At 63.9% G+C, this 19,662-nt stretch carries 18 protein-coding genes; 11 read left to right on the top strand and 7 right to left on the bottom strand.

The genetic code is table 11. The annotated features are described in order from the left end of the window. Positions 1-48: 48 nt before the first annotated feature. Positions 49-1,647 (bottom strand): peptide ABC transporter substrate-binding protein, encoded by a 1,599-nt coding sequence (locus R3F72_RS02100; RefSeq protein WP_322528863.1) that lies wholly within the window; start codon positions 1,645-1,647, stop codon positions 49-51. 238 nt (positions 1,648-1,885) lie between these two features. Further along, on the bottom strand, positions 1,886-3,484 hold the full coding sequence (locus R3F72_RS02095) for a peptide ABC transporter substrate-binding protein (RefSeq protein WP_332778807.1): 1,599 nt from the start codon (positions 3,482-3,484) through the stop codon (positions 1,886-1,888). A gap of 262 nt (positions 3,485-3,746) precedes the next feature. Between R3F72_RS02095 and prfB the strand changes: the two genes are divergently transcribed. From prfB to R3F72_RS02060, 7 genes are all read left to right on the top strand, one after another. Further along, positions 3,747-4,845 (top strand): peptide chain release factor 2 gene (gene prfB / locus R3F72_RS02090; protein ID WP_139284292.1). Its coding sequence is split into 2 segments (ribosomal slippage): positions 3,747-3,821 and positions 3,823-4,845, totalling 1,098 coding nucleotides; the frame shifts between segments, so codons are not numbered across the junction. Positions 4,846-5,009: 164 nt separating this feature from the next. Then, the gene (gene lysS / locus R3F72_RS02085) at positions 5,010-6,554 is read left to right on the top strand and encodes a lysine--tRNA ligase (protein ID WP_332778806.1); all 1,545 of its coding nucleotides are present in this window, start codon (positions 5,010-5,012) and stop codon (positions 6,552-6,554) included. A 247-nt stretch (positions 6,555-6,801) separates the two neighbouring features. Next, positions 6,802-7,188, top strand: coding sequence for a hypothetical protein (locus R3F72_RS02080; protein ID WP_087717602.1), 387 nt, complete (start codon positions 6,802-6,804; stop codon positions 7,186-7,188). A 46-nt stretch (positions 7,189-7,234) separates the two neighbouring features. Beyond that, a complete protein-coding gene (locus tag R3F72_RS02075; protein ID WP_087717603.1) occupies positions 7,235-8,623 on the top strand; it encodes an MFS transporter in 1,389 nt (462 codons plus the stop codon). Positions 8,624-8,716: 93 nt separating this feature from the next. Continuing rightward, positions 8,717-9,028, top strand: coding sequence for a BolA family protein (locus R3F72_RS02070; protein ID WP_087717604.1), 312 nt, complete (start codon positions 8,717-8,719; stop codon positions 9,026-9,028). Then, complete coding sequence (locus R3F72_RS02065) at positions 9,025-9,897, top strand: hypothetical protein (protein WP_087717605.1); 873 nt, start codon at positions 9,025-9,027, stop codon at positions 9,895-9,897. Before R3F72_RS02070 ends, R3F72_RS02065 begins: the two co-directional genes overlap by 4 nt. A gap of 60 nt (positions 9,898-9,957) precedes the next feature. Then, positions 9,958-10,452: a GNAT family N-acetyltransferase gene (locus R3F72_RS02060; RefSeq protein ID WP_087717606.1), complete on the top strand. Its 495-nt coding sequence runs from the start codon at positions 9,958-9,960 to the stop codon at positions 10,450-10,452. Positions 10,453-10,596: 144 nt separating this feature from the next. Here R3F72_RS02060 and R3F72_RS02055 read toward each other — a convergent pair whose 3' ends face one another. Continuing rightward, on the bottom strand, positions 10,597-10,812 hold the full coding sequence (locus R3F72_RS02055; protein WP_087717607.1) for a cell division protein ZapB: 216 nt from the start codon (positions 10,810-10,812) through the stop codon (positions 10,597-10,599). A 144-nt stretch (positions 10,813-10,956) separates the two neighbouring features. After that, positions 10,957-11,631: a 16S rRNA (guanine(966)-N(2))-methyltransferase RsmD gene (gene rsmD / locus R3F72_RS02050; protein WP_303856700.1), complete on the bottom strand. Its 675-nt coding sequence runs from the start codon at positions 11,629-11,631 to the stop codon at positions 10,957-10,959. 396 nt (positions 11,632-12,027) lie between these two features. Between rsmD and ftsY the strand changes: the two genes are divergently transcribed. From ftsY to rpoH, 4 genes are all read left to right on the top strand, one after another. Further along, entirely contained in the window at positions 12,028-13,524 is a 1,497-nt protein-coding gene (ftsY, locus tag R3F72_RS02045) for a signal recognition particle-docking protein FtsY (RefSeq protein ID WP_332778805.1), read from the top strand. Then, positions 13,521-14,189 (top strand): cell division ATP-binding protein FtsE, encoded by a 669-nt coding sequence (gene ftsE / locus R3F72_RS02040; RefSeq protein WP_071231779.1) that lies wholly within the window; start codon positions 13,521-13,523, stop codon positions 14,187-14,189. Before ftsY ends, ftsE begins: the two co-directional genes overlap by 4 nt. Then, positions 14,186-15,178: a permease-like cell division protein FtsX gene (gene ftsX / locus R3F72_RS02035; RefSeq protein WP_071231780.1), complete on the top strand. Its 993-nt coding sequence runs from the start codon at positions 14,186-14,188 to the stop codon at positions 15,176-15,178. The genes ftsE and ftsX overlap by 4 nt, the downstream gene beginning before the upstream one ends. Positions 15,179-15,448: 270 nt before the next feature. Then, positions 15,449-16,315 (top strand): RNA polymerase sigma factor RpoH, encoded by an 867-nt coding sequence (gene rpoH / locus R3F72_RS02030; RefSeq protein ID WP_087717610.1) that lies wholly within the window; start codon positions 15,449-15,451, stop codon positions 16,313-16,315. A gap of 139 nt (positions 16,316-16,454) precedes the next feature. On the opposite strand, the gene slmA is transcribed toward rpoH, so the two are convergent. The 3 genes from slmA to R3F72_RS02015 form a co-directional block, all read right to left on the bottom strand. After that, positions 16,455-17,072 (bottom strand): nucleoid occlusion factor SlmA, encoded by a 618-nt coding sequence (gene slmA / locus R3F72_RS02025; protein WP_071231782.1) that lies wholly within the window; start codon positions 17,070-17,072, stop codon positions 16,455-16,457. A 123-nt stretch (positions 17,073-17,195) separates the two neighbouring features. Next, complete coding sequence (gene argB / locus R3F72_RS02020; RefSeq protein ID WP_087717611.1) at positions 17,196-18,098, bottom strand: acetylglutamate kinase; 903 nt, start codon at positions 18,096-18,098, stop codon at positions 17,196-17,198. Between the two features lie 139 nt (positions 18,099-18,237). After that, the gene (locus tag R3F72_RS02015; RefSeq protein ID WP_332778804.1) at positions 18,238-19,650 is read right to left on the bottom strand and encodes a phosphomannomutase/phosphoglucomutase; all 1,413 of its coding nucleotides are present in this window, start codon (positions 19,648-19,650) and stop codon (positions 18,238-18,240) included. Between the last annotated feature and the right edge of the window lie 12 nt (positions 19,651-19,662).

Here is a 19,662-nt window from a genome sequence, read left to right as displayed (position 1 = left end):
TGTCCCCTGATGACTCATGCCAGTGCTTCCGGAAGACCGCTCAAGTCGTTACTCGGTGAAGTGAACCCAACGTGACGGATGGTCGTCCTCGACGTTGTCTGCCCAGCCTTCCAGCTTGGGATTCACCAGGTTGCGCGTGACGTAGGTCAGCATGGGAATGAACGCATAGTCGTCCAGCGCCACGTTCTCGGCTTTCTCGAGAATGTTTTCCCGGGCGTCGAGATCCTGGGTCTGCGCCGCCTGATCCATCAGCTTGTCGTACTCGGGATTGGAGTAGGCGCCGTAGTTGTTGCCGACGCCGGTATGCAGCAGGGTGAGGAAGTTTTCGGCGTCGTTGTAATCGGCGATCCAGCCGGCCCGGGCGACATCGAAATCGCCTTGCTGGATGGTCTGGTAATGGACGGTCGCTTCGGAATTGATCATCTGCACGTTGATGCCCAGCGGCTTCCACATCGCGGCCACGGCGATGGCGATCTTCTTGTGCTCGTCGCTGGTGTTGTAGCGCAGGCGCAGTTCGAGCGGATGATCCGGACCGTAGCCGGCTTCCTTCAGCAGCGCCTTGGCGCGGGCCATGCGATCGTTCATGTCGTCGCTGCCGAGGTCCATCTGCTGGGCGTCGTAGTGGCTGGTGCCGGGCGGAACCATGGCGGTGGAAGCCTTGAAGCTGCCGGCCATGATCTGCTCGGAGAGCACGTTGCGACGAATGGCCAGGTTGAGCGCTTCACGCACGCGCTTGTCGGCGGTGGGGTTGCCGTCGCGATTGTTGAGCACGTAGTAGTAGGAGCCGAGCATCGGGCTCATGTGGGTGGCATCAGGCAGATTGTCCTTCAGCCACTGATAGCGGCTGGAGGGATAGTCGGACAGCACATCGAGTTCGCCGGCGCGGAAACGGGAAATACCCGCGTTGCGGTCCTCGACGGTGTAGTAGTTGACGCCATCCAGCGAGACCTCGTCGGCATCGTAGTAGGCCGGGTTCTTCTCGACGCTGATGCGCGACTGCGAGACCCAGTCCACCGGCTTGAACGCTCCGTTGGAGGCGATATGGTCGAGCTTGACCCAATCCTTGCCGTACTCGTCGACCAGATGCTTGGGCACCGGATAAGAGGTGTAGTGGGTCAGCAACTGCAGGAAGTAGGGCGTCGGATGGTTGAGCGTGACCTTGAGCGTCTTGCCGCCGTCCAGCGATTCGGCGCCGAGGGTGTCGGCTTTCTTGTCGCCGGTATTGATCGCCTCGGCATTGACGATCGGATAGAGCATGTAGGCGTACTTGGAAGCGTTCTCCGGTGCCAGCAGATGCTGCCAGCCGAACACGAAATCTTCGGCGGTGACCGGCTCGCCGTCGGACCACTTTGCTCCCTCCCGCATGTGGAAGGTATAGGTCTTGCCGTCGTCGGAGACTTCCCACTCGGTGGCCATGCCCGGCAGCAGCTCGCCGTCCGGTGATTGCTTGACCAGACCCTCGTAGACGTCCATCAGCACCTGGGACTCCCATACCCCACCGGAAACCTGCGAGGTATCGAACGAGGCGAGCTCGCCCTGAACGCCGATGTTGAGCGTCTCTGCCAGTGCCGGGGAGGCTGCCAGGGAGGTGGCCAGCGCCAATGCGCTGAGCGGAAACAGTGCGCGGGGAAGATGCAGTTTGGACATCTGTTGAAACTCCGACTTGTTGTTGTGGCACATTCGCCAGGGGCTCGGGCCGAATGCGTTCCTGAACTATCGACTGGCGAGGACGCCCGCGAAACGGATGCGATACCTTCGCGTGAAGCTCATGCATCGTCTAATTCAAATGCTCGATAGTCCGTTTCATTTCATGCATATGGCCGAGCGAAGGCGGCAACGACGCCGCCCTCTTTGTGATTTTAGTCACAGATAGACGTTAGTCGAATCACTCTGGGCGTTCGTCCCGTGACTCTGGAAGCTGCACCCAGCGCGATGCGTGCATATCCAGCGCGTTGTCGTTCCACCCATCGACGGCAGGGTTGACCAGATTACGCGAGCTGTAGGTATAGATCGGTGTCAGGGGATAGTCGGCCAGCGCCAGGGCTTCGGCCTGCTGCATCAGCTGCGCGCGCTTGCCCGGGTCCTGCTCGGCATCCGACTGGCTGATCAGGCCGTTGTAGTCCTCGTCCTGGTAGCCGCCATAGTTGTTGGTTTCCGCCGACAACAGTTGCAGGAAATTCTGGGCGTCGTCGTAGCTCGAGATCCACGCGGCGCGGGCGACCTGGAAATCGCCTTCCATCAGGTCGGCGTAGTGCACGTTGGCTTCGGTATTTCTGAGTTCGATGTCGACCCCCAGCGGCTTCCACATGGCGGCGACCGCCACGGCAATCTGGCGGTGCTCGTCGCCGCTGTTGAAGCGCAGCGTCAGCTCGAGCGGCTTGTCCGGGCCGTAGCCGGCTTCCTGCATCAGCGACTTGGCACGAGCCAGACGGCTATCCATGTCGTCATCGAGCCCCGGCTGGGACTGGGCCTCGTAGTCGCTGGTGCCCGGGGGCACGAGAGAGGTGGCCGGCTCGACGCCGCCCTTCAGCAGCTGCTTGGCGATCACGTCGCGACGAATCGCCAGGCTCAGCGCTTCGCGCACGCGCTTGTCCGCTACCGGCGAGCCGTCACGCAGGTTGAACACGTAGTAGTAGGTGCCCAGCGACGGAAACAGGTGCGTGGCGTCCGGCAGGTTCTCCGACAGGCGCGGGTACTGTGCTGCCGGGTAGTCGCGCAGGATGTCGAGCTCGCCGGCGCGGAAGCGCTGGATGCCGGCGTTCTTGTCCTCCAGCGGATAGTAGTCGACGCCGTCCAGACTGACGTTGTCGGCATCATGGAAGTTCGCGTTCTTGACCGTTTCCAGCTCGGTATTGGAGACCCATTTCACCGGCTTGAACGCGCCATTCACCGCAATGTGGGACGGATCGCTCCAGTCGTCGCCGAATTCGTCCACGACATGCTTCGGAATCGGATAGGCAAACGGCAGTACCAGCGTCTTGAGGAAATAGACGGTGGGCGCGTTCAACGTGATCCTGAGCGTCTTGCCGTCGTCCAGGGATTCGACGCCCAGCGCATCGAGCGGCTTTTCGCCGGCATTTATCGCCTGGGCGTTGACCACCGGGTAGAGGCGGTGGGCGTAATTCGATGCGGTCTCGGGATCGACCTGGTGGCGATAGGCGTAGACGAAGTCGTCGGCGGTCAGCGGCTCGCCGTCGGACCACTCGAGCCCATCGCGAAGATGAAAGGTGTAGGTCTTGCCGTCATCGGAGATCTCCCAGATTTCGGCGGCGCCGGGGATGATCTGACCGTCGGCGTCGATGGCAATCGGGCCTTCGAAGATGTCCCTCAGGACGTCCTCTTCCCAAACGCCGCCGGTGATCCTGGCCGGACTGAGCGAGGCGGGATCGCCGGAAATGCCTACCTGCAGCGTCGCGGCCTGGAGCGGCAGGGCAGTGAGTGTGGCAGCGAAACCGATGGCGGCAGCAAGGCGAGTCGGTGACATGGAAAAGCTATCCCTGAAATGATGGTCGATGACCGAGTGATCGATGACCGAATGATTATTGGTAGATGGCTCATGGTTTTCCAACCTTAGCGCATCGAGCCCGGCCGTACAGCGCTTTGCGCTTGCCCGCGCCTGGCGGGATGACGCTATGCCGGCAGTTGGCTACAATGAGCGCCCTTTTGGGGCGTTCTCTCGATTCGTTTTTCCGGTTCAGCATTCGTCGAGCCGAGGGAGCGCCCGCGGCTACGTTGGCAGGAATCCCATGCAAGAGATCAACCCGATCAACAACCTCATCAAGGACCTGTCCGAACGGACAGACGTCCTGAGGGGGTATCTTTGACTATGCCGAGAAGAAAGACCGGCTAGAAGAAGTCTCCCGCGAGCTGGAAAACCCGGACGTCTGGAACGACCCTGACTACGCTCAGAAGCTGGGCAAGGAGCGGGCGTCGCTGGAAGCCGTGGTCGAGACCATCGATACCCTCGATGCGGGCCTCACCGACAACCGCGAGCTGCTCGAGCTGGCGGTGATGGAAGAGGACGACGCGACCATCGACGAGGTCCGCAAGGAGCTTGCGTATCTCGAGGGCCAGCTCGACAAGCTGGAATTCCGGCGCATGTTCTCCGGCGAGATGGACGAGAACAACGCCTATCTCGACATCCAGGCCGGTTCCGGCGGCACCGAAGCCCAGGACTGGGCTAACATGCTGCTGCGCATGTACCTGCGCTGGGCCGAGCATCACGGCTTCAAGGCCGAGCTGACCGAAGTCTCCGCAGGCGAAGTGGCCGGGATCAAGTCCGCCACCATTCACGTGCAGGGCGAATACGCCTTCGGCTGGCTGCGTACCGAGACCGGCGTTCACCGTCTGGTGCGCAAGAGTCCGTTCGATTCCGGCGGGCGACGCCACACCTCGTTCGCGTCCGTGTTCCTTTCCCCCGAGGTGGACGACAGCTTCGAGGTCGAGATCAACCCGGCCGATCTGCGAACCGACACCTACCGCTCGAGCGGCGCCGGCGGTCAGCACGTCAACACCACCGATTCGGCGGTGCGTATCACCCACGAGCCGACGGGGATCGTGGTGGCCTGCCAGAGCCAGCGCAGCCAGCACGCCAACCGCGACTTCGCCATGAAGCAGTTGAAGGCGAAGCTGTGGGAGCACGAGATGCAGAAGCGCAACGCTGCCAAGCAGCAGGCCGAAGAGAGCAAGGCCGACATCGGCTGGGGCAGCCAGATCCGCTCCTACGTGCTCGACGACCAGCGCATCAAGGATCTGCGAACCGGCGTGCAGAGCAGCAACTGCGACAAGGTGCTCGACGGCGATCTGGATCAGTTTATCGAGGCCAGCCTGAAGCAAGGTCTCTAGCTACGAGCTACGAGCTACGAGCTACGAGCTACGAGCTACGAGCAGCTCCAGCTCAGGGGAGCTATAGACAGCAGCTTCGAGAAAGGGGTTTGCGAGCAGCTTCCGGCAGAAGAGGATTACCCTCGCGGCTCGCGGCTTTACTTTATTTTTTGACAGGCGACGACATGGCGAACCAGGACAACCCGCAATCTCCTTCCGATGCGCACAATGATGCGCATGAAGAAAACCGGCTGATCGCGGAGCGCCGTGCCAAGCTGGCGGCGCGTCGCGAGCAGGCGGCGGAGCAGGGTGGCAGCGCATTTCCCAACGACTTCCGGCGCGACAGTCTGGCGGCGGACCTGCAGGCGGAGCTGGGCGACAAGGAGAAGCCCGAGCTCGAGTCGCTCGATCGTCAGGCGGCCGTCGCCGGGCGCGTCATGCGCAAGCGCGGCCCGTTCGTGGTGATCCAGGACGTTTCCGGCCAGATCCAGTTCTACGTCGACAAGAAAGGGTTGCCCGCCGAGCTGCTGGAAGATATCCAGAGCTGGGACATCGGTGACATCGTCGCTGGCCGCGGCCCGGTCCACAAGTCCGGCAAGGGCGATCTCTACGTCATGCTGGTCGAGGCCAAGCTCTTGACCAAGAGCCTGCGCCCGCTGCCGGACAAGTTCCACGGCCTGACCGACCTCGAGGCGCGCTATCGTCAGCGCTATGTCGATCTGATCATGAATCCGCAGTCTCGGCGCGTGTTCGAGGTGCGCTCCGGCGTCATCGCCGCGATCCGCCGGTTCATGGTCGAACGCGGCTTCATGGAAGTCGAGACGCCGATGCTGCAGCCGATCCCCGGCGGCGCCACCGCGCGGCCGTTCACCACGCACCACAACGCGCTGGATATCGACATGTATCTGCGCATCGCGCCGGAGCTCTATCTCAAGCGTCTGGTGGTGGGTGGATTCGAGCGGGTGTTCGAGATCAACCGCAACTTCCGTAACGAAGGTCTGTCGACGCGGCACAACCCGGAATTCACCATGCTCGAGTTCTACTGGGCCTATGCCGATTACCGGGATCTGCTCGACCTGACCGAAGCGATGGTCCGTGACGCCGCCGAGCAGGTACTGGGCACCACGACCGTCACCTATCAGGGCACCGACTACGACCTGGGCCAGCCGTTCCGTCGTCTGACCCTGCGCCAGTCGATCATCGAATACGGCGCCGAGATCGAGGGCGATGCCATCGGCGAAGCCGACATCGATACGTTCGAGGCGGCCAAGGCGACCTGCGAGCGCCTGAACATTCCGGTCAAGCCGACCTGGGGCCTGGGCAAGCTGCAGACCGAGATATTCGAAGCCGTCGCCGAGCATCGGCTCGATCAGCCGACCTTCATCACCGAATATCCGGCCGAAGTCAGCCCGCTGGCGCGACGCAACGATACCAACCCTCACGTCACCGACCGCTTCGAGTTCTTCGTCGGCGGGCGCGAGATCGCCAACGGCTTCTCCGAGCTCAACGACGCCGAGGACCAGGCCGAGCGCTTTGCCGCCCAAGTGGCGGAGAAGGACGCCGGCGATCTGGAGGCGATGTACTACGATGCCGACTACGTGCGCGCGCTGGAATACGGCATGCCGCCGACTGCTGGCGAAGGCATCGGGATCGACCGGCTGGTGATGCTGCTGACCGATAGTCCATCGATCAGGGATGTGCTGCTGTTCCCGGCGATGCGCCCGGAATAACCCCGAATACAATAGCTGCGCCGTCCAATCGCGGCGTTGCGCGGTACTCGGCGCGCCTCACCTATACCCCATAGGCTCGGGCGCCTGTGTTCCGTGCGCCTTGCGCTTGAACAGGCTCGCAGATTGTCTCGGTGCTATTCTCGCTCTGTGTTCATGAGTTTGTTGGTCAGGGGCGTGTCTAGCGCCCATAATGGCTGCGGTTCGAATTCCGCCGACCCCGTGCGGTTCCCAAGAAGAGGTGACACCGATGAAGCTGCTCAATCGTTCCGCGCTGAGCGTCAAGCCGACCCAGGCGTTCGTCGACTGGGTCAACTCGTTGGAGCCGACCGTCGGTGAAGACGACCTGACGCTCGACGATATCGCTGGCGAAAACACCGTTTACCTGATCCCCGAGATGGATACGCCGGAGGCGTTGCATGCCTATGTCGGGGAGCGCTATTACGACATTCTCGAAACCGAGCTGCGGGCGTGGGAAGAGGATGAGCGCCAGTGGCCGGAGAATCTCGACTGGTCGCTGTTCCAGGCGTTCCTCACCCTCGAACACAGCTATCTGGCGGTGGATCTCGATGACGAGGCCGCGCTGGAAACGTCCGAGGTCGACGACGAACTGCTGATGGAGACCGACGAGGAGTGATGGGTCGGATGTTGCCTGACGGCGGTGCCTGCCGCTACCCGAAGACATGCTGAAGCGCCTGTTCGAGGAGCGCCCGGGGGACGACGGCCTACCCGGGCGCGAACGCAAGCTGGCGCTACTGGCGATGATTACCGGTACCCAGATGGCGGTGCTGGACAACGGCATCGTCAATATCGCCCTTCCCACCCTGGCCCAGGAACTGTCGATCAGCGGTTCCGAGTCGATCTGGATCGCCAACGTCTACCAACTGGTGACCGCCGCCTTGCTGCTGACCTTTGCCGCGGTGAGCCGTCGGGTGGGGCGCCACCGGCTCTATATCGGTGGCCTGCTGGTCTTCACCGTGGCGTCGCTGGGCTGTGCGCTGGCGCGCTCGTTCGAGTTCCTGCTCGCGATGCGAGGCCTGCAGGCGGTCGGTGCCGCCGCGATGCTGAGCATCGGGCCGTCGCTCTATCGCATCATCTTTCCCACCCGGCTGTTGGGGTCGGCAATAGGCCTGAGCGCGCTGACGGTGGCGTTCGGCATCGCCGCGGGGCCGTCGCTGGGTGGTGTGATCCTGCACGTGGCGAGCTGGCCGTGGCTGTTCGCCATCAACGTGCCGATCGGGCTGCTGGCGCTGACGCTGGGTGTGCGCGCGCTGCCGAGGGAAGCGCCCATCCCCGGACGGATCGATATCTGGGGCGCGTTGATGTCGATCGTCATGCTCAGTGGCAGCGTTTTTGCTCTGGATCAGTTCGGCCATGGCAATGGCGGCGTGCTGGCGCTATCGACGCTGGCGCTCAGCGTGGCCTGTCTGCTGGGGTTCGTCTACCGCCAACGTCACGCCGTCAGGCCGCTGGTGCCGTTGGCACTGTTCGCCGAACCGCGCTTCTCGTTTGCCGCGGTCGTGTCGATGTTTGCGTTTCTGGCCCAAGGCGTGGCTTTCGTGGGGCTGCCGTTCCTCTACCAGACCGTCATGGGCGTGTCGCCGATCATGTCGGCGGTACTGTTCACGCCCTGGCCGCTGGTGATCATGGTCATCGGGCCGCTGGCGGGGCGTCTGGCGGACAAGGGTAACCCGGCACTGATCAGTTCGACCGGGCTGGGCCTTTTCCTGCTGGGCATGCTGGCACTGACCGGGCTGGACGCCGACTCGAGCTACCTCGACGTGATCTGGCGAACCGCGCTGTGCGGCGTGGGGTACGGGCTGTTCCAGGCGCCGAACAATCGCGAGATGATCGGCAGCGTATCGGTGGAGCTGAGCGCCAACGCCTCCGGCGTGCTGGCCTCGGTGCGTACCTTCGGGCAGTCGCTGGGAACGGCGCTGGTCGGGCTGATTCTCGGCCTTTCGTTCGGATCGTTGACGCTATCGCTGTGGGTGGGGAGCGTATCTGTCATGATTGCGCTGGCACTGAGCCTCTATCGCACGCCGATGGCCGCCAAGGGACGACGGCGCTGAGCTTCGCCTCTGGTGGCCGAGCCCATTTCCCGGTCGTCGCTCGATGGGCCGGTGAGACGTTACAATGATTCGGTTGGCACAGGAGGAACTGTCATGAGTGTTCAGGCACGTATCGAAGAGAAACTCGCGACGCTCGAGCCGGTCCAGATGGCGGTCGAGAACGAGAGCCACATGCACCATGTGCCACCGGATTCGGAAACTCACTTCAAGGTGACGCTGGTCTCCGATCGGTTCGCGGGGCTGATGCCCGTCAAGCGGCATCAGCTGATCTACAGCTTGCTGGCGGACGAGCTCGCGGGGCCCGTGCACGCGCTGGCGCTGCATCTCTACACGCCGCAGCAGTGGTCGGCGCGCGGTGAAGCGAGTCCTGACTCGCCCAACTGTCGTGGTGGTGGCGGGCGGTGATCGGCGATCCTCAACGCCTTCAGTACCTCGAAGCCATGGGTATCACCACCTGGACCTCGCGGTACCGCTTCGTCAATGCCAGGCCGACCGAGCAGGTCGAGTGGGAAACTGCTCCCTCACCGGAGAAGCCCGCGCCGGGGCAACGGCTGCAGGCACTGCTGGAAACGCCGGCTCGGCCGGTCGAGGTCGAGCGTGATCGCCCCGCGGCAGAATCGGCGCCTGCACAGCCGACCGTCGCGCCGCTGTCGCGAGCCCGAGCCCTGCTCGACGGCGCCACGGGCGAAGGCGTCAAGGAGTCCCGCTCGCCAGCGTCGAACTCCGAGTCCACATCTCGCCAGGCGCCTGCCTCCCGGCCGGCGGAAGAGGCCCGGACGGACGATGCTGTCCAGTCCGCCGATCAGGTGCCGACCGAACCGCTGCGTTTCACGCTGTCGTTGTCCGTCATTGACGAACGCTGGTGGCTGTTGCTGCCCGGCGAACGGCCACTTTCTGCCGCCGGGCAGACGCTGCTCGGGCAGATGTTGAAAAGCGTCGGCATTCCCGCCAACGGCGCGCCATTATCGAACCTGACCTGGCCGCTGATGGATGCGCCGGCCAGTGACCCGGTCGACGAGGCCCGCGAGGGCATTCAGGTATTCTGCGCCGGGCAGGCGCGGCGCCATGGTATGCACATCGATGGCGCCATCGTCGTCGGCGACGAGGTCTGGTCGCCGCTGCTGAGCGATCCGGCGAACGAGGTCGGCTGGGTCTGCCACGCGCTGCCTCACCCCGACGATTTGCTGACCTCCGCCAAGGCCAAGCGAGAATGCTGGCCGCTGTTGCAGTCGATGGGGCAAGCCTGGCGGCAAGGCCCTGCCGCGCCGAAGTGATCGGCGTCTACCGATGGCCGACGCGTCGACGTCAAATGCTTTCCTCGAGTAGCGCTTTCCATGTCGATCAACGTTTGCAAAACCAGGAGTTCACCGGTCGGCACGGCCCCGGTTCGGCTCGGGATCGAGAACCTGCCGGCATTGATGGCATTCGAGCGTCAGGCCAACGATGATGCCTGGTCGGAAGCGCTGCTGAGCGCGGCGCTGGTCGACGACGACTTCGACGTCTGGGGAATCTGGGCAGTGGAAGGTGTCGAACTGCGAGCGGCTGCCGTCCTGGCTTATCTGCCTTTCGATGCCGAGCTGCAGTCGATCTGTGTTCGGCCGAGTGACAGACGCCACGGGCTGGCGCGTGAACTGCTGGGGTGGATCACGCAGTGTGCCATCGAACGGGGAGTCGAACGCCTGCTGCTGGAGCTTCGCGCGTCCAATGTCGCGGCCCGGCGGCTCTACGAGAGTGCCGGATTCGCGGTCGACGGCCAGCGGCGTGGCTACTATCGTCGCGATGACGGCGGCAGTGAGGATGCAGTGCTGATGTCACGGGAGCTCGTGTGAAGTCTCGCCGGTAGCGCGTTACCGTTGTGGCAGCTTCAGAGGCGAGAGCAGGATCGGAGGCTGGATAGGCGGGAAACTCAGGCTGTGCGGCGGGGCAGGTGGCTCGACGGGGCAGGCGGTGATGCCCCGCCCCATCGATTCGCTTCAGCCGTTCTGGTTGGCGCTGTCGCTGGCGCCAGCGCTATCCAGTGGCTGCAGCTTGTCCAGCAGGCCGCCGAGACGCTGTTCCCACTCTTCGCGCTCCTGCTGGAAGCGAGCATTCTCTGCCTTGAGCTCTTCGTTCTCCATTTTCAGCATTTCGATGCTGTCGACGGCATCCTGGATCTTCTGTTCCAGCTTGGCGAAGATTTCCCCGTTCATCTGCACTCTCTCCTTGAAAGTTTTGGGCCTTGAAAGTTCGTGGCTGTGGTCTCGAACGTCGATGACCGTAAAAACACTGGTGACCTGATGGGCGCCAGCGTACGTGGCGTCAGGGCCGACGACAAGCGTCTCGAAGCGGCGACGTTATTTGGCCGTTGGCTGACGTCTGAACAGCCGGCCATGGCTGTCTCCGGCGACGATGTCGCGGTGCAGTTGCCAGTGCCCCGGTGCTTGCCAGTCAAGCTCGTGCTCCGTCTCGACGTAGATTGTGGCCCCGGGCGCGAGCCAGCCCCCCGAATCGAGCGCTTGGCACGTAGGCTGCGCGAGCCCTTGGCGAAACGGCGGGTCGAGAAAGACGATATCGAACGCGGCAGGCGTGCCCGCCAGAAACCGTTCCACATCAGTTCGATGCACCTGGCCCGCGGCTCCCAGCATGGCGATGTTTGCCTCCAGCGCAGCGGCCACGTGAGCGGTCGACTCGACGAACATGGCCTGCGCCGCGCCGCGCGACAGCGCTTCCAGCCCCAGCGCACCGGTGCCGGCATAGAGATCCAGCACGCGCCGGCCGGCGATGTCGAAGGCCAGCCAGTTGAACAGGGTTTCGCGAACCCGGTCCGGTGTCGGGCGCAGGCCCGGACTCTCGGGGATCGGCAACTTGCGGCGGCGGAAATCGCCTCCGATTAGGCGAAGTTGGCCGCTGCCATGATGCGCGGACTGCCGGGCGCCCTGAGGAGCGCGGGCGTCATTGGCGTGGCCTCGAGGGCTGTGAGCGTGATTGCGAGCGCCGTTGGCGGCCCGACGGGAACGACGTCGATTCATGGCGGGCAATTGTACCCCCGCAACCCTCGCGGTGATAGGATGAGGCGCAGGGTCTGTCGCCGTTTCATGCACGGCCGCGCCGGAGCCAGTTTTTGTGCGGGGCAAGGCGTGAGGAGCGTAGTTTGGTCATTCCAAATGAATGACGAATAACGCAGCACCGTGCAAAACTGGCCCGGCCCTTCGGGTTGCGCGGCAAATGGCGTCATGCGGCGTTGCGGGACTGGACAAGGGAACCATCCTTCTCTGCATCCCGCGCCTGGCCTGACACCATTTGGCGCAGCAACGCGGTTCGCGCTGAAGCGGCGACAGACCCTGGTTATCGATATTCTCCGAAGCCGTGATGATCGGCGCTGATTCAGCGACGCAAGCACGGCTTTTTCATCAGTGAAGCCATCCATGTTCGGACTATTCAAGAGTCGTAAAAAGCAGCAGCAGGAAGAGGAAGCCCGCCGGCGTGAGGCCGAGGAAGCCGAGGCCAGGGCGGCAGCGGAGCGCGGCGAGGACGAGCCGGGCGACGACACGCCTCGGGAGGAGCCGAACCCGGCGACCACGCAGGGTGACGAGGCCTCTGGCGAGGTAAGTGCCGACCGGGATGAAACGGCTGTCGACGAGGATGGCGAGCGTGCCTCGGTGTCGGGCACCGTCACGCCCGATGAGCCTTCCGTCCAGGCCGAGGATCCCGAGCGTCCGGCCACCGTGGATTACGAGCCCTCTTCGCTCGAGGAAACGGCCGCCAGGGAAGCGCTCAGCGAGCCGCTGTCGCAGGAGTCGCCGCAGTCGGCCTTGCAGGAAGACCAGGCCGAGGGAACGCGCGCGACCGATCTGGCGAGGGACGTGACGCCGGCGCCGGAGCCCGCTTCGATGCCCGAGCCCGAGCCCGAGCCCGAACCCGAACCCGAGCCGCCTGCAGCCGTATCATCGGCATCCGCACCGGCCCCCAAAGAGAAGCCCAAGGGCGGCTGGCTGGCGCGCGTTCGTGCCGGCCTGGGGCGCACTCGCGCGAACCTGACCGACGGCATCGCCGATCTGTTGCTGGGCAAGAAGCAGATCGACGACGAGCTGATGGAGGACCTCGAGACCCAACTGCTGCTGGCCGACGTGGGGATCGAGGCGACCACCGAGATCATCGAGCGGCTGACGGGGCGAGTCTCGCGCAAGGAGCTGGCCGACGCCGATGCGCTCTATCGTGCGCTTCAGGAAGAGCTGGCAGCGCTGCTCGAACCGGTCTCCCAGCAGTTGCAATTGCCGCCGAAGGGCGAGGGCCCGTTCGTGATCCTGATGGTGGGCGTCAACGGAGTCGGCAAGACCACGACCATCGGCAAGCTCACCCAGCGTTTCCAGAACGAAGGCCGTAGCGTGATGCTGGCAGCCGGCGACACCTTCCGTGCCGCCGCGGTCGAGCAGCTCAAGGTCTGGGGCGATCGCAACCGAGTTCCGGTGATCGCCCAGCACACCGGTGCCGACAGCGCCTCGGTCATCTACGATGCCGTCGCTGCGGCCCGGGCGCGCAAGGTCGACGTGCTGATCGCCGACACTGCTGGCCGGCTGCACAACAAGAGCCATCTGATGGAAGAGCTCAAGAAGGTGCAGCGTGTCATGGCCAAGCTCGACGCCAGCGCGCCGCATGAGGTGATGCTGGTGCTCGATGCGGGGACGGGGCAGAACGCGATCTCCCAGGCGACCACCTTCGATGAAGCCATTCCGATCACCGGGATCACCTTGACCAAGCTCGATGGCACCGCCAAGGGGGGCATCATCTTTGCTCTGGCCAAGAAGATGGGGACACCGATCCGCTTTATCGGGGTCGGGGAGTCGCTTGAGGACTTGCGCCCGTTCGATGCGCAGACCTTCGTCAAGGCGCTGTTCGGTCGGGACGGCGATGCCGATTCATGATTGCCTTCGAGCACGTTGGTAAGCGCTACGGCGGACGCTTCGAGGCACTCGCCGATATCAACTTTCGCGTCGAGCGGGGCGAGATGCTGTTCCTGACCGGCCACTCCGGTGCCGGCAAGAGCTCGCTGCTGCGCTTGATCATGCGTCTCGAACGCCCTTCACGTGGCCGGGTGCTGGTCGCCGGTCACGACCTCGATCAACTGCATATCAGTCAGGTTCCCTACTATCGCCGCCAGATCGGCGTGGTCTTCCAGGATCACCAACTGCTGTTCGATCGGGACATCTTCGCCAACGTGGCATTACCGTTGACGATACAGGGCGTCGAGCCAGGCGATGCCGCGCGACGCGTGCGCGCCGCGCTCGACAAGGTCGGGCTTCTGCATCGTGAGCGGGCCCTGCCGATCGAGCTTTCCACCGGCGAGCAGCAGCGCGTGGGCATTGCTCGAGCCGTGGTCAACAAGCCGGCGCTGCTGCTGGCCGACGAGCCGACCGGTAATCTCGACCCCCAGCTCTCCGCCGACATCATGCGGCTGTTCGAAGACTTCAACCGTATCGGCACCACGGTCCTGGTGGCGAGCCACGATCTGGCCTTGATCGCTCGCCTGCGCCATCGGGTGCTGAAGCTGCGGGATGGCAGGCTCATCGGCGACGAGGAGGCGGCATGAGCGAGCGTCGACCCTCCGCCGAGCGTCGTGTCGAAGGGCGGCGCGGAGCGCAGAAGCCGCAACGCCGAGCTGGGGGCGGCGGTCGCGCCTGGATGCGCCATCACCGCGCGATGATGGGCGACAGCGCGTTACGGTTGATCAGGCGCCCGATCTCGACGCTGTTGACCATGCTGGCGATCGCCATTGCACTGATTCTGCCGGCCGGTCTGTGGCTGGTGCTGGACAGCGCCCGGCTGCTCGATGCCGAGCTCGACGAAAGCGCCACGCTGACGGTCTACTTCCAGGCGGATATCGATGAGTCCGAGGCGATGGATCTGGCCGCCGAGGTCGGCGGGCAGCCCGGCGTGGCCGGCGCGCGCTTGGTGACGGCGGCCGAGGGGCTGGCGGCGTTCCAGCAGACACTGGGCGTCGACGATGCGCTCTCCCAGCTCGACGCCAACCCGCTGCCGGCCAGCGTCGTGGTCACACCGGACGATACCGCGCCCGCTGCCGTACAGTCGCTGAGCCAGCGTCTGCAGACGATCGAGGGAGTCGATGAAGTCCGGCTGGATCTGGCCTGGCTGGACCGGCTGCAACAGCTGGCGGACTTGGGGCAGCGCGTCGCGCTGGCGCTGGCGCTGCTGTTTGGCCTGGGCGTGCTGCTGGTGGTCGGCAACACGATACGGCTGGCCGTGGAGAGTCGGCGTCAGGAAATCGAGGTCGTGACGCTGATCGGTGCGACGCATGCTTTCGTGAGGCGCCCGTTTCTCTACAGTGGCGCCTGGTATGGGCTGGGCGGAGGTGTTCTGGCGCTGGTGATTCTCATGCTTGGCGGGAACTGGCTGGCGTCGCCGGTCGCGGCGCTGGCGGAAAGCTACGGCGCCCACTTCGCGCTGCCGTCGCTGGGTGGCAGGAATTCGGTTTTTCTGCTGCTTTTTAGTACACTGTTGGGCTGGTTGGGAGCATGGCTTGCCGTGGGGCGTCATCTATCGGACATCAAGCCACGCTAGGCTAACCAGCGGTTTCGAAAAGTCGTCAACGGTGTCGAGATGCGGCCATGATGCCATTCGCCGCCATTCATCGTATTATCGGTCAGCCCAGCGAATGGCCGATTTCAGGCCCGTTGAAGTTGGCGTGGTTATTGAACTTTTGTCTACACTGAGAGTCTCATCAGGCACTCTCGTAGACAGGCAGAACAACCTGTCGCGACGTGTTCCAGGCGGATCGAGCCAATACCGGCTCTTCGCTCCGACACGCCGCCTAGCATGGAGACAACGCACATGAGCACCAGTCTTCAATCCATTGGGAACCTTTCCCCGGGTCACGATCTCAACGGTTACATTCAGGCCGTCAACGGCATCCCCGTTCTGACGGCGGAAGAAGAGCATGACCTGGGCGTGCGTCTTTACGAAGAGGACGACCTCGAATCGGCCCGCCGGCTGATCATGTCGCACCTGCGTTTCGTCGTGCATATCGCGCGAAGCTACTCCGGTTATGGATTGCCCCAGGCCGACCTGATCCAGGAAGGCAACGTCGGGCTGATGAAGGCGGTCAAGCGTTTCGACCCGTACCAGGGCGTTCGTCTGGTCTCTTTCGCAGTTCACTGGATCAAGGCCGAGATCCACGAATACGTGTTGCGCAACTGGCGCATCGTCAAGATCGCCACGACCAAGGCGCAGCGTAAGCTGTTCTTCAACCTGCGTAGTGCCAAGAAGCGGCTGGCGTGGTTGAGCAACGACGAGGTCGATGCGATCGCCAAGGATCTCGACGTCAAGCCGAAGGTCGTGCGCGAGATGGAAGGTCGTCTGTCTTCCTATGACGCGGGCTACGATGCCAGCCCCGGTGAAGAGGAAGAGCAGGGCTATCAGGCGCCGGCGCAGTACCTGGAGGATCACAGCTTCGATCCTGCCGCGCAGCTCGAAGCGGATGACTGGGAAGCCGACTATACACGGCGTCTGCGAGAGGCGCTTGGCGAGCTGGACGAGCGTTCTCGCGACATTCTGCAGCGTCGCTGGCTTTCCGAGCACAAGTCCACGCTCCATGAGCTGGCCGATGTCTACGGCGTGTCGGCCGAGCGCATTCGCCAGCTCGAGAAGAACGCGATGAAGAAGATCAAGCAGCAGCTGGGTGACGCGATCGCCGCGTGATGGCTGGCTGAAGATACTCGCTCATGGCGCGAGGCGGTCGGCGATGACCGATGACCGATGAACGATACGAAAGGACGATACGAAAAGCCCGGCATCAGCCGGGCTTTTTGCGTTGGGGCGAAATGGCTTGCCGCAGGGGTTAGATCGAGGCGGCCTGTGGCGATACGGTCAGCAATCCGTCGCCCAGCAGTCGCCACTGATCGTTCCAGTGTGACGTGGGGCGGTGGCGGAAGTCGCTGCGCACGTACTGACTGATCCGGCCCTCCACGAAGGCCGACAACAGGTTGGCCGCCGCCGGCACCGGCAACTGGGGACGCAAGCCCTCGCGCAGCTCCGCCTCGCGCAGAACCTGCTTGAACTGGGTCTCCAGACGCTCGAACAGCTGGGACATGCGAGTGCGCAGACGCGCTGTCTCGCCCGTGAGCACATCGCCGTCCATCAGCCGGCTGAGGCCGGGGTTCTTCTCGGCGAAGGCCAGCACGAGCTGGACGATCGTCTCGCAGCGAGCGAGCGCCGAGGGCTCGTCGTCCAGGATGCGCCGGATGCGTTCGAACAGGCTGGCTTCGATGAATTCGATCAGCCCTTCGAACATGCGCGCCTTGCTGGGAAAATGGCGATAGAGCGCCGCTTCGCTGACGCCGACCTGGCGGGCCAGCGCGGCGGTGGTGATGCGTTTGCCGCTGTCCTCCTCGAGCATCAACGCGAGTGCCTGAAGGATCTGTTCACGGCGGGAAAGCTGTGGGGTTGCCTGCGTCATGACGGTTCTTATCGGTCGTGTTGTCGAAGCTCCCTCCTGGAGCGGCCCGGACGGCCTGTCTTCCGTTCGGCGGTCGGGGCGGGCCTTCCAGGCCCGCAGTGATTGAAATCAGAGTAGCGCGAATCAGTCACGATGGTCGGTGATCTGGGTGCCGACCCCGGCATCGGTAAAGATCTCCAGCAGCGTGGAGTGCACCACGCGGCCATCGACGATGACGGCGCTGCCGACACCGCCCTTGACGGCGTCCAGCGCGCAGCGAATCTTCGGCAGCATGCCGCCGTAGATCGTGCCGTCGGCGATCAGGGCATCGACCTGTTCGGTGGAGAGTCCGGTCATCACCTTGCCTTCGGCATCCTGCAGGCCGGCGACGTTGGTCAACAGCATCAGCTTCTCGGCCTTCAGCGCTTCGGCGACCTTGCCTGCCACCAGGTCGGCATTGATGTTGTAGCTGTTTCCTTCACGATCGACGCCGATCGGCGCGATGACGGGGATGAAGTCGCGTTCGGCCAGCATCTCGATCAGGTCGGTGGAGATGTGCTCCACTTCGCCGACGTGACCGATATCGATGATCTCGGACGCCGTCATCTCCGGCGTGCGATGCTCCACCTTGAGCTGACGAGCCAGAATCTGCGCGTTGTCCTTGCCGGTCAGGCCGATCGCCTTGCCGCCGCACTGGTTGATCTGGGTCACGATGTTCTTGTTGACCAGCCCGCCCAGCACCATTTCCACCACGTCCATGGTTTCCGCATCGGTGACGCGCATGCCGTTGACGAAGCGAGACTCGATGTTTAGCCGCGCCAGTAGCTGACCGATTTGCGGGCCGCCGCCGTGGACCACGACCGGATTGATGCCGACTTCCTTCATCAGCACCATGTCGCGAGCGAAGGAGTCGATCAGCTTGTCTTCGGTCATGGCGTTGCCGCCATACTTGACCACGACGGTCTTGCCGGAATAGCGCTGGATGTAAGGCAGCGCCTCGGACAGGATCTCGACCACCTGGCGTGGGTCGCGTGGGCTTTCATTCATGAGGCGTCATGTCTCCACTATCTGCGCGCCGCTGATGGCGCTTTCCCGCCGAGGCGATGGCCCGTACACGGGACGGTCTTGTCTGCTGCGTTATCGATGACACGTGCCGCCAGCGACACGAGGGTGTCGTGACGCAGGGTTAAAACGGCAGTTCCACTTCCGGCGCCACCGCGTGCAGCGCGGCACCGAACCGTTGCTGGATGCGTGTCAACGCCGCCTGGTTCTTGCCCTCGAAGCGCAGCACCAGCATCGGCGTGGTGTTGGAGGCGCGGCACAGGCCCCAGCCATCGGGATAATCGACCCGGATGCCGTCCAGCATCGTCTTGATGCCATCCTGACCGAAGTCGCCGCTCTCGGCCAGCCGCTCGACGATCGCGAACTTCTCCTCGTCGGTGACTGCCGCGTTCAGTTCCGGCGTGCTGACATCCTGCGGGAACGTGCTGAAATAGCGATCGGCGTCGACCGACTGGCGCGACAGGATCTCCAGCAGCCGGGCGGCCGAGTAGAGCCCGTCGTCGAAGCCATACCAGCGCTCGGCGAAGAAGATATGGCCACTCATCTCACCACCCAGCTGTGCGCCGGTTTCCTTCATCCGCGCCTTGATCAGCGAGTGACCGGTGCGCCACATCTCGGGCTCGCCGCCGGCCCGTTCGATGATCTGGGCCAGATTGCCGGTGCACTTGATGTCGAAGACGATACGGGCGCCAGGATCGCGCTCGAGCAGGTCGGTGGCGAACGCCATCAGCAACCGGTCCGGGTAGATCATCTCCCCCGAGGGCGTGACCACGCCCAGGCGATCGCCGTCGCCGTCGAAGGCCAGCCCGATATCGGCGCCGGTCTCCTTGACCTTGGCGATCAGGTCGACCAGGTTCTCCGGCTTGCCGGGATCGGGATGATGGTTGGGGAAGTCTCCGTCGATCTCGGCAAACAGAGGAATGGTTTCCGCTCCCAGCGCTTCGATCAGCCTGGGTCCCAGTTCGCCGGCGACGCCGTTGCCGCAATCCACCACTACCTTGAGCGGGCGCCCGCGCTGGCTCTGGTCGAGCGACACGTCACCCAGAATGCGCTGGAGATAAGCTTCGCCGACATCGATCTGAGTCAGCGTACCGTCGCCTTCGCTGAGGTCGCCGCTGCGGATGCGCTCGAGCAGCCCGGTAATCGCCTCGCCGGAGATCGCGACGCCGTCCAGCACGATCTTGAAGCCGTTGTAGTCCGGCGGATTGTGGCTGCCGGTCACCATCACGCCGCTGCGGCTTTCATCGAGCGTGGCGGTGGCGAAGTAGAGCACCGGCGTCGGCACGCGGCCGATATCGATCACATCGCGACCGGACGCGCGCAGGCCGCGGATCAGCGCCGCTTGCAGGCGGGGGCCGGAATGGCGGCCGTCACGGGCAACGATCACGCACTGCTGGCCGCGGGCAGCGGCTTCGCTGCCTACCGCACGGCCGATCCACTCGACCGTTTCCTCGGTCAGCGTGTCGTCGACGACGCCGCGAATATCGTAGGCCCGAAAGATCGAGGCGGGTACGTTGGCACCGGATTGGTCGTTCATCGGCATGTCCTT

The organism is Salinicola sp. 4072 (assembly GCF_036663415.1).
GTDB lineage: Bacteria > Pseudomonadota > Gammaproteobacteria > Pseudomonadales > Halomonadaceae > Salinicola > Salinicola salarius_A.
The sequence above is the reverse complement of the archived record's forward strand: the minus strand, read 5'-3'. Positions and strand labels throughout refer to the sequence as shown.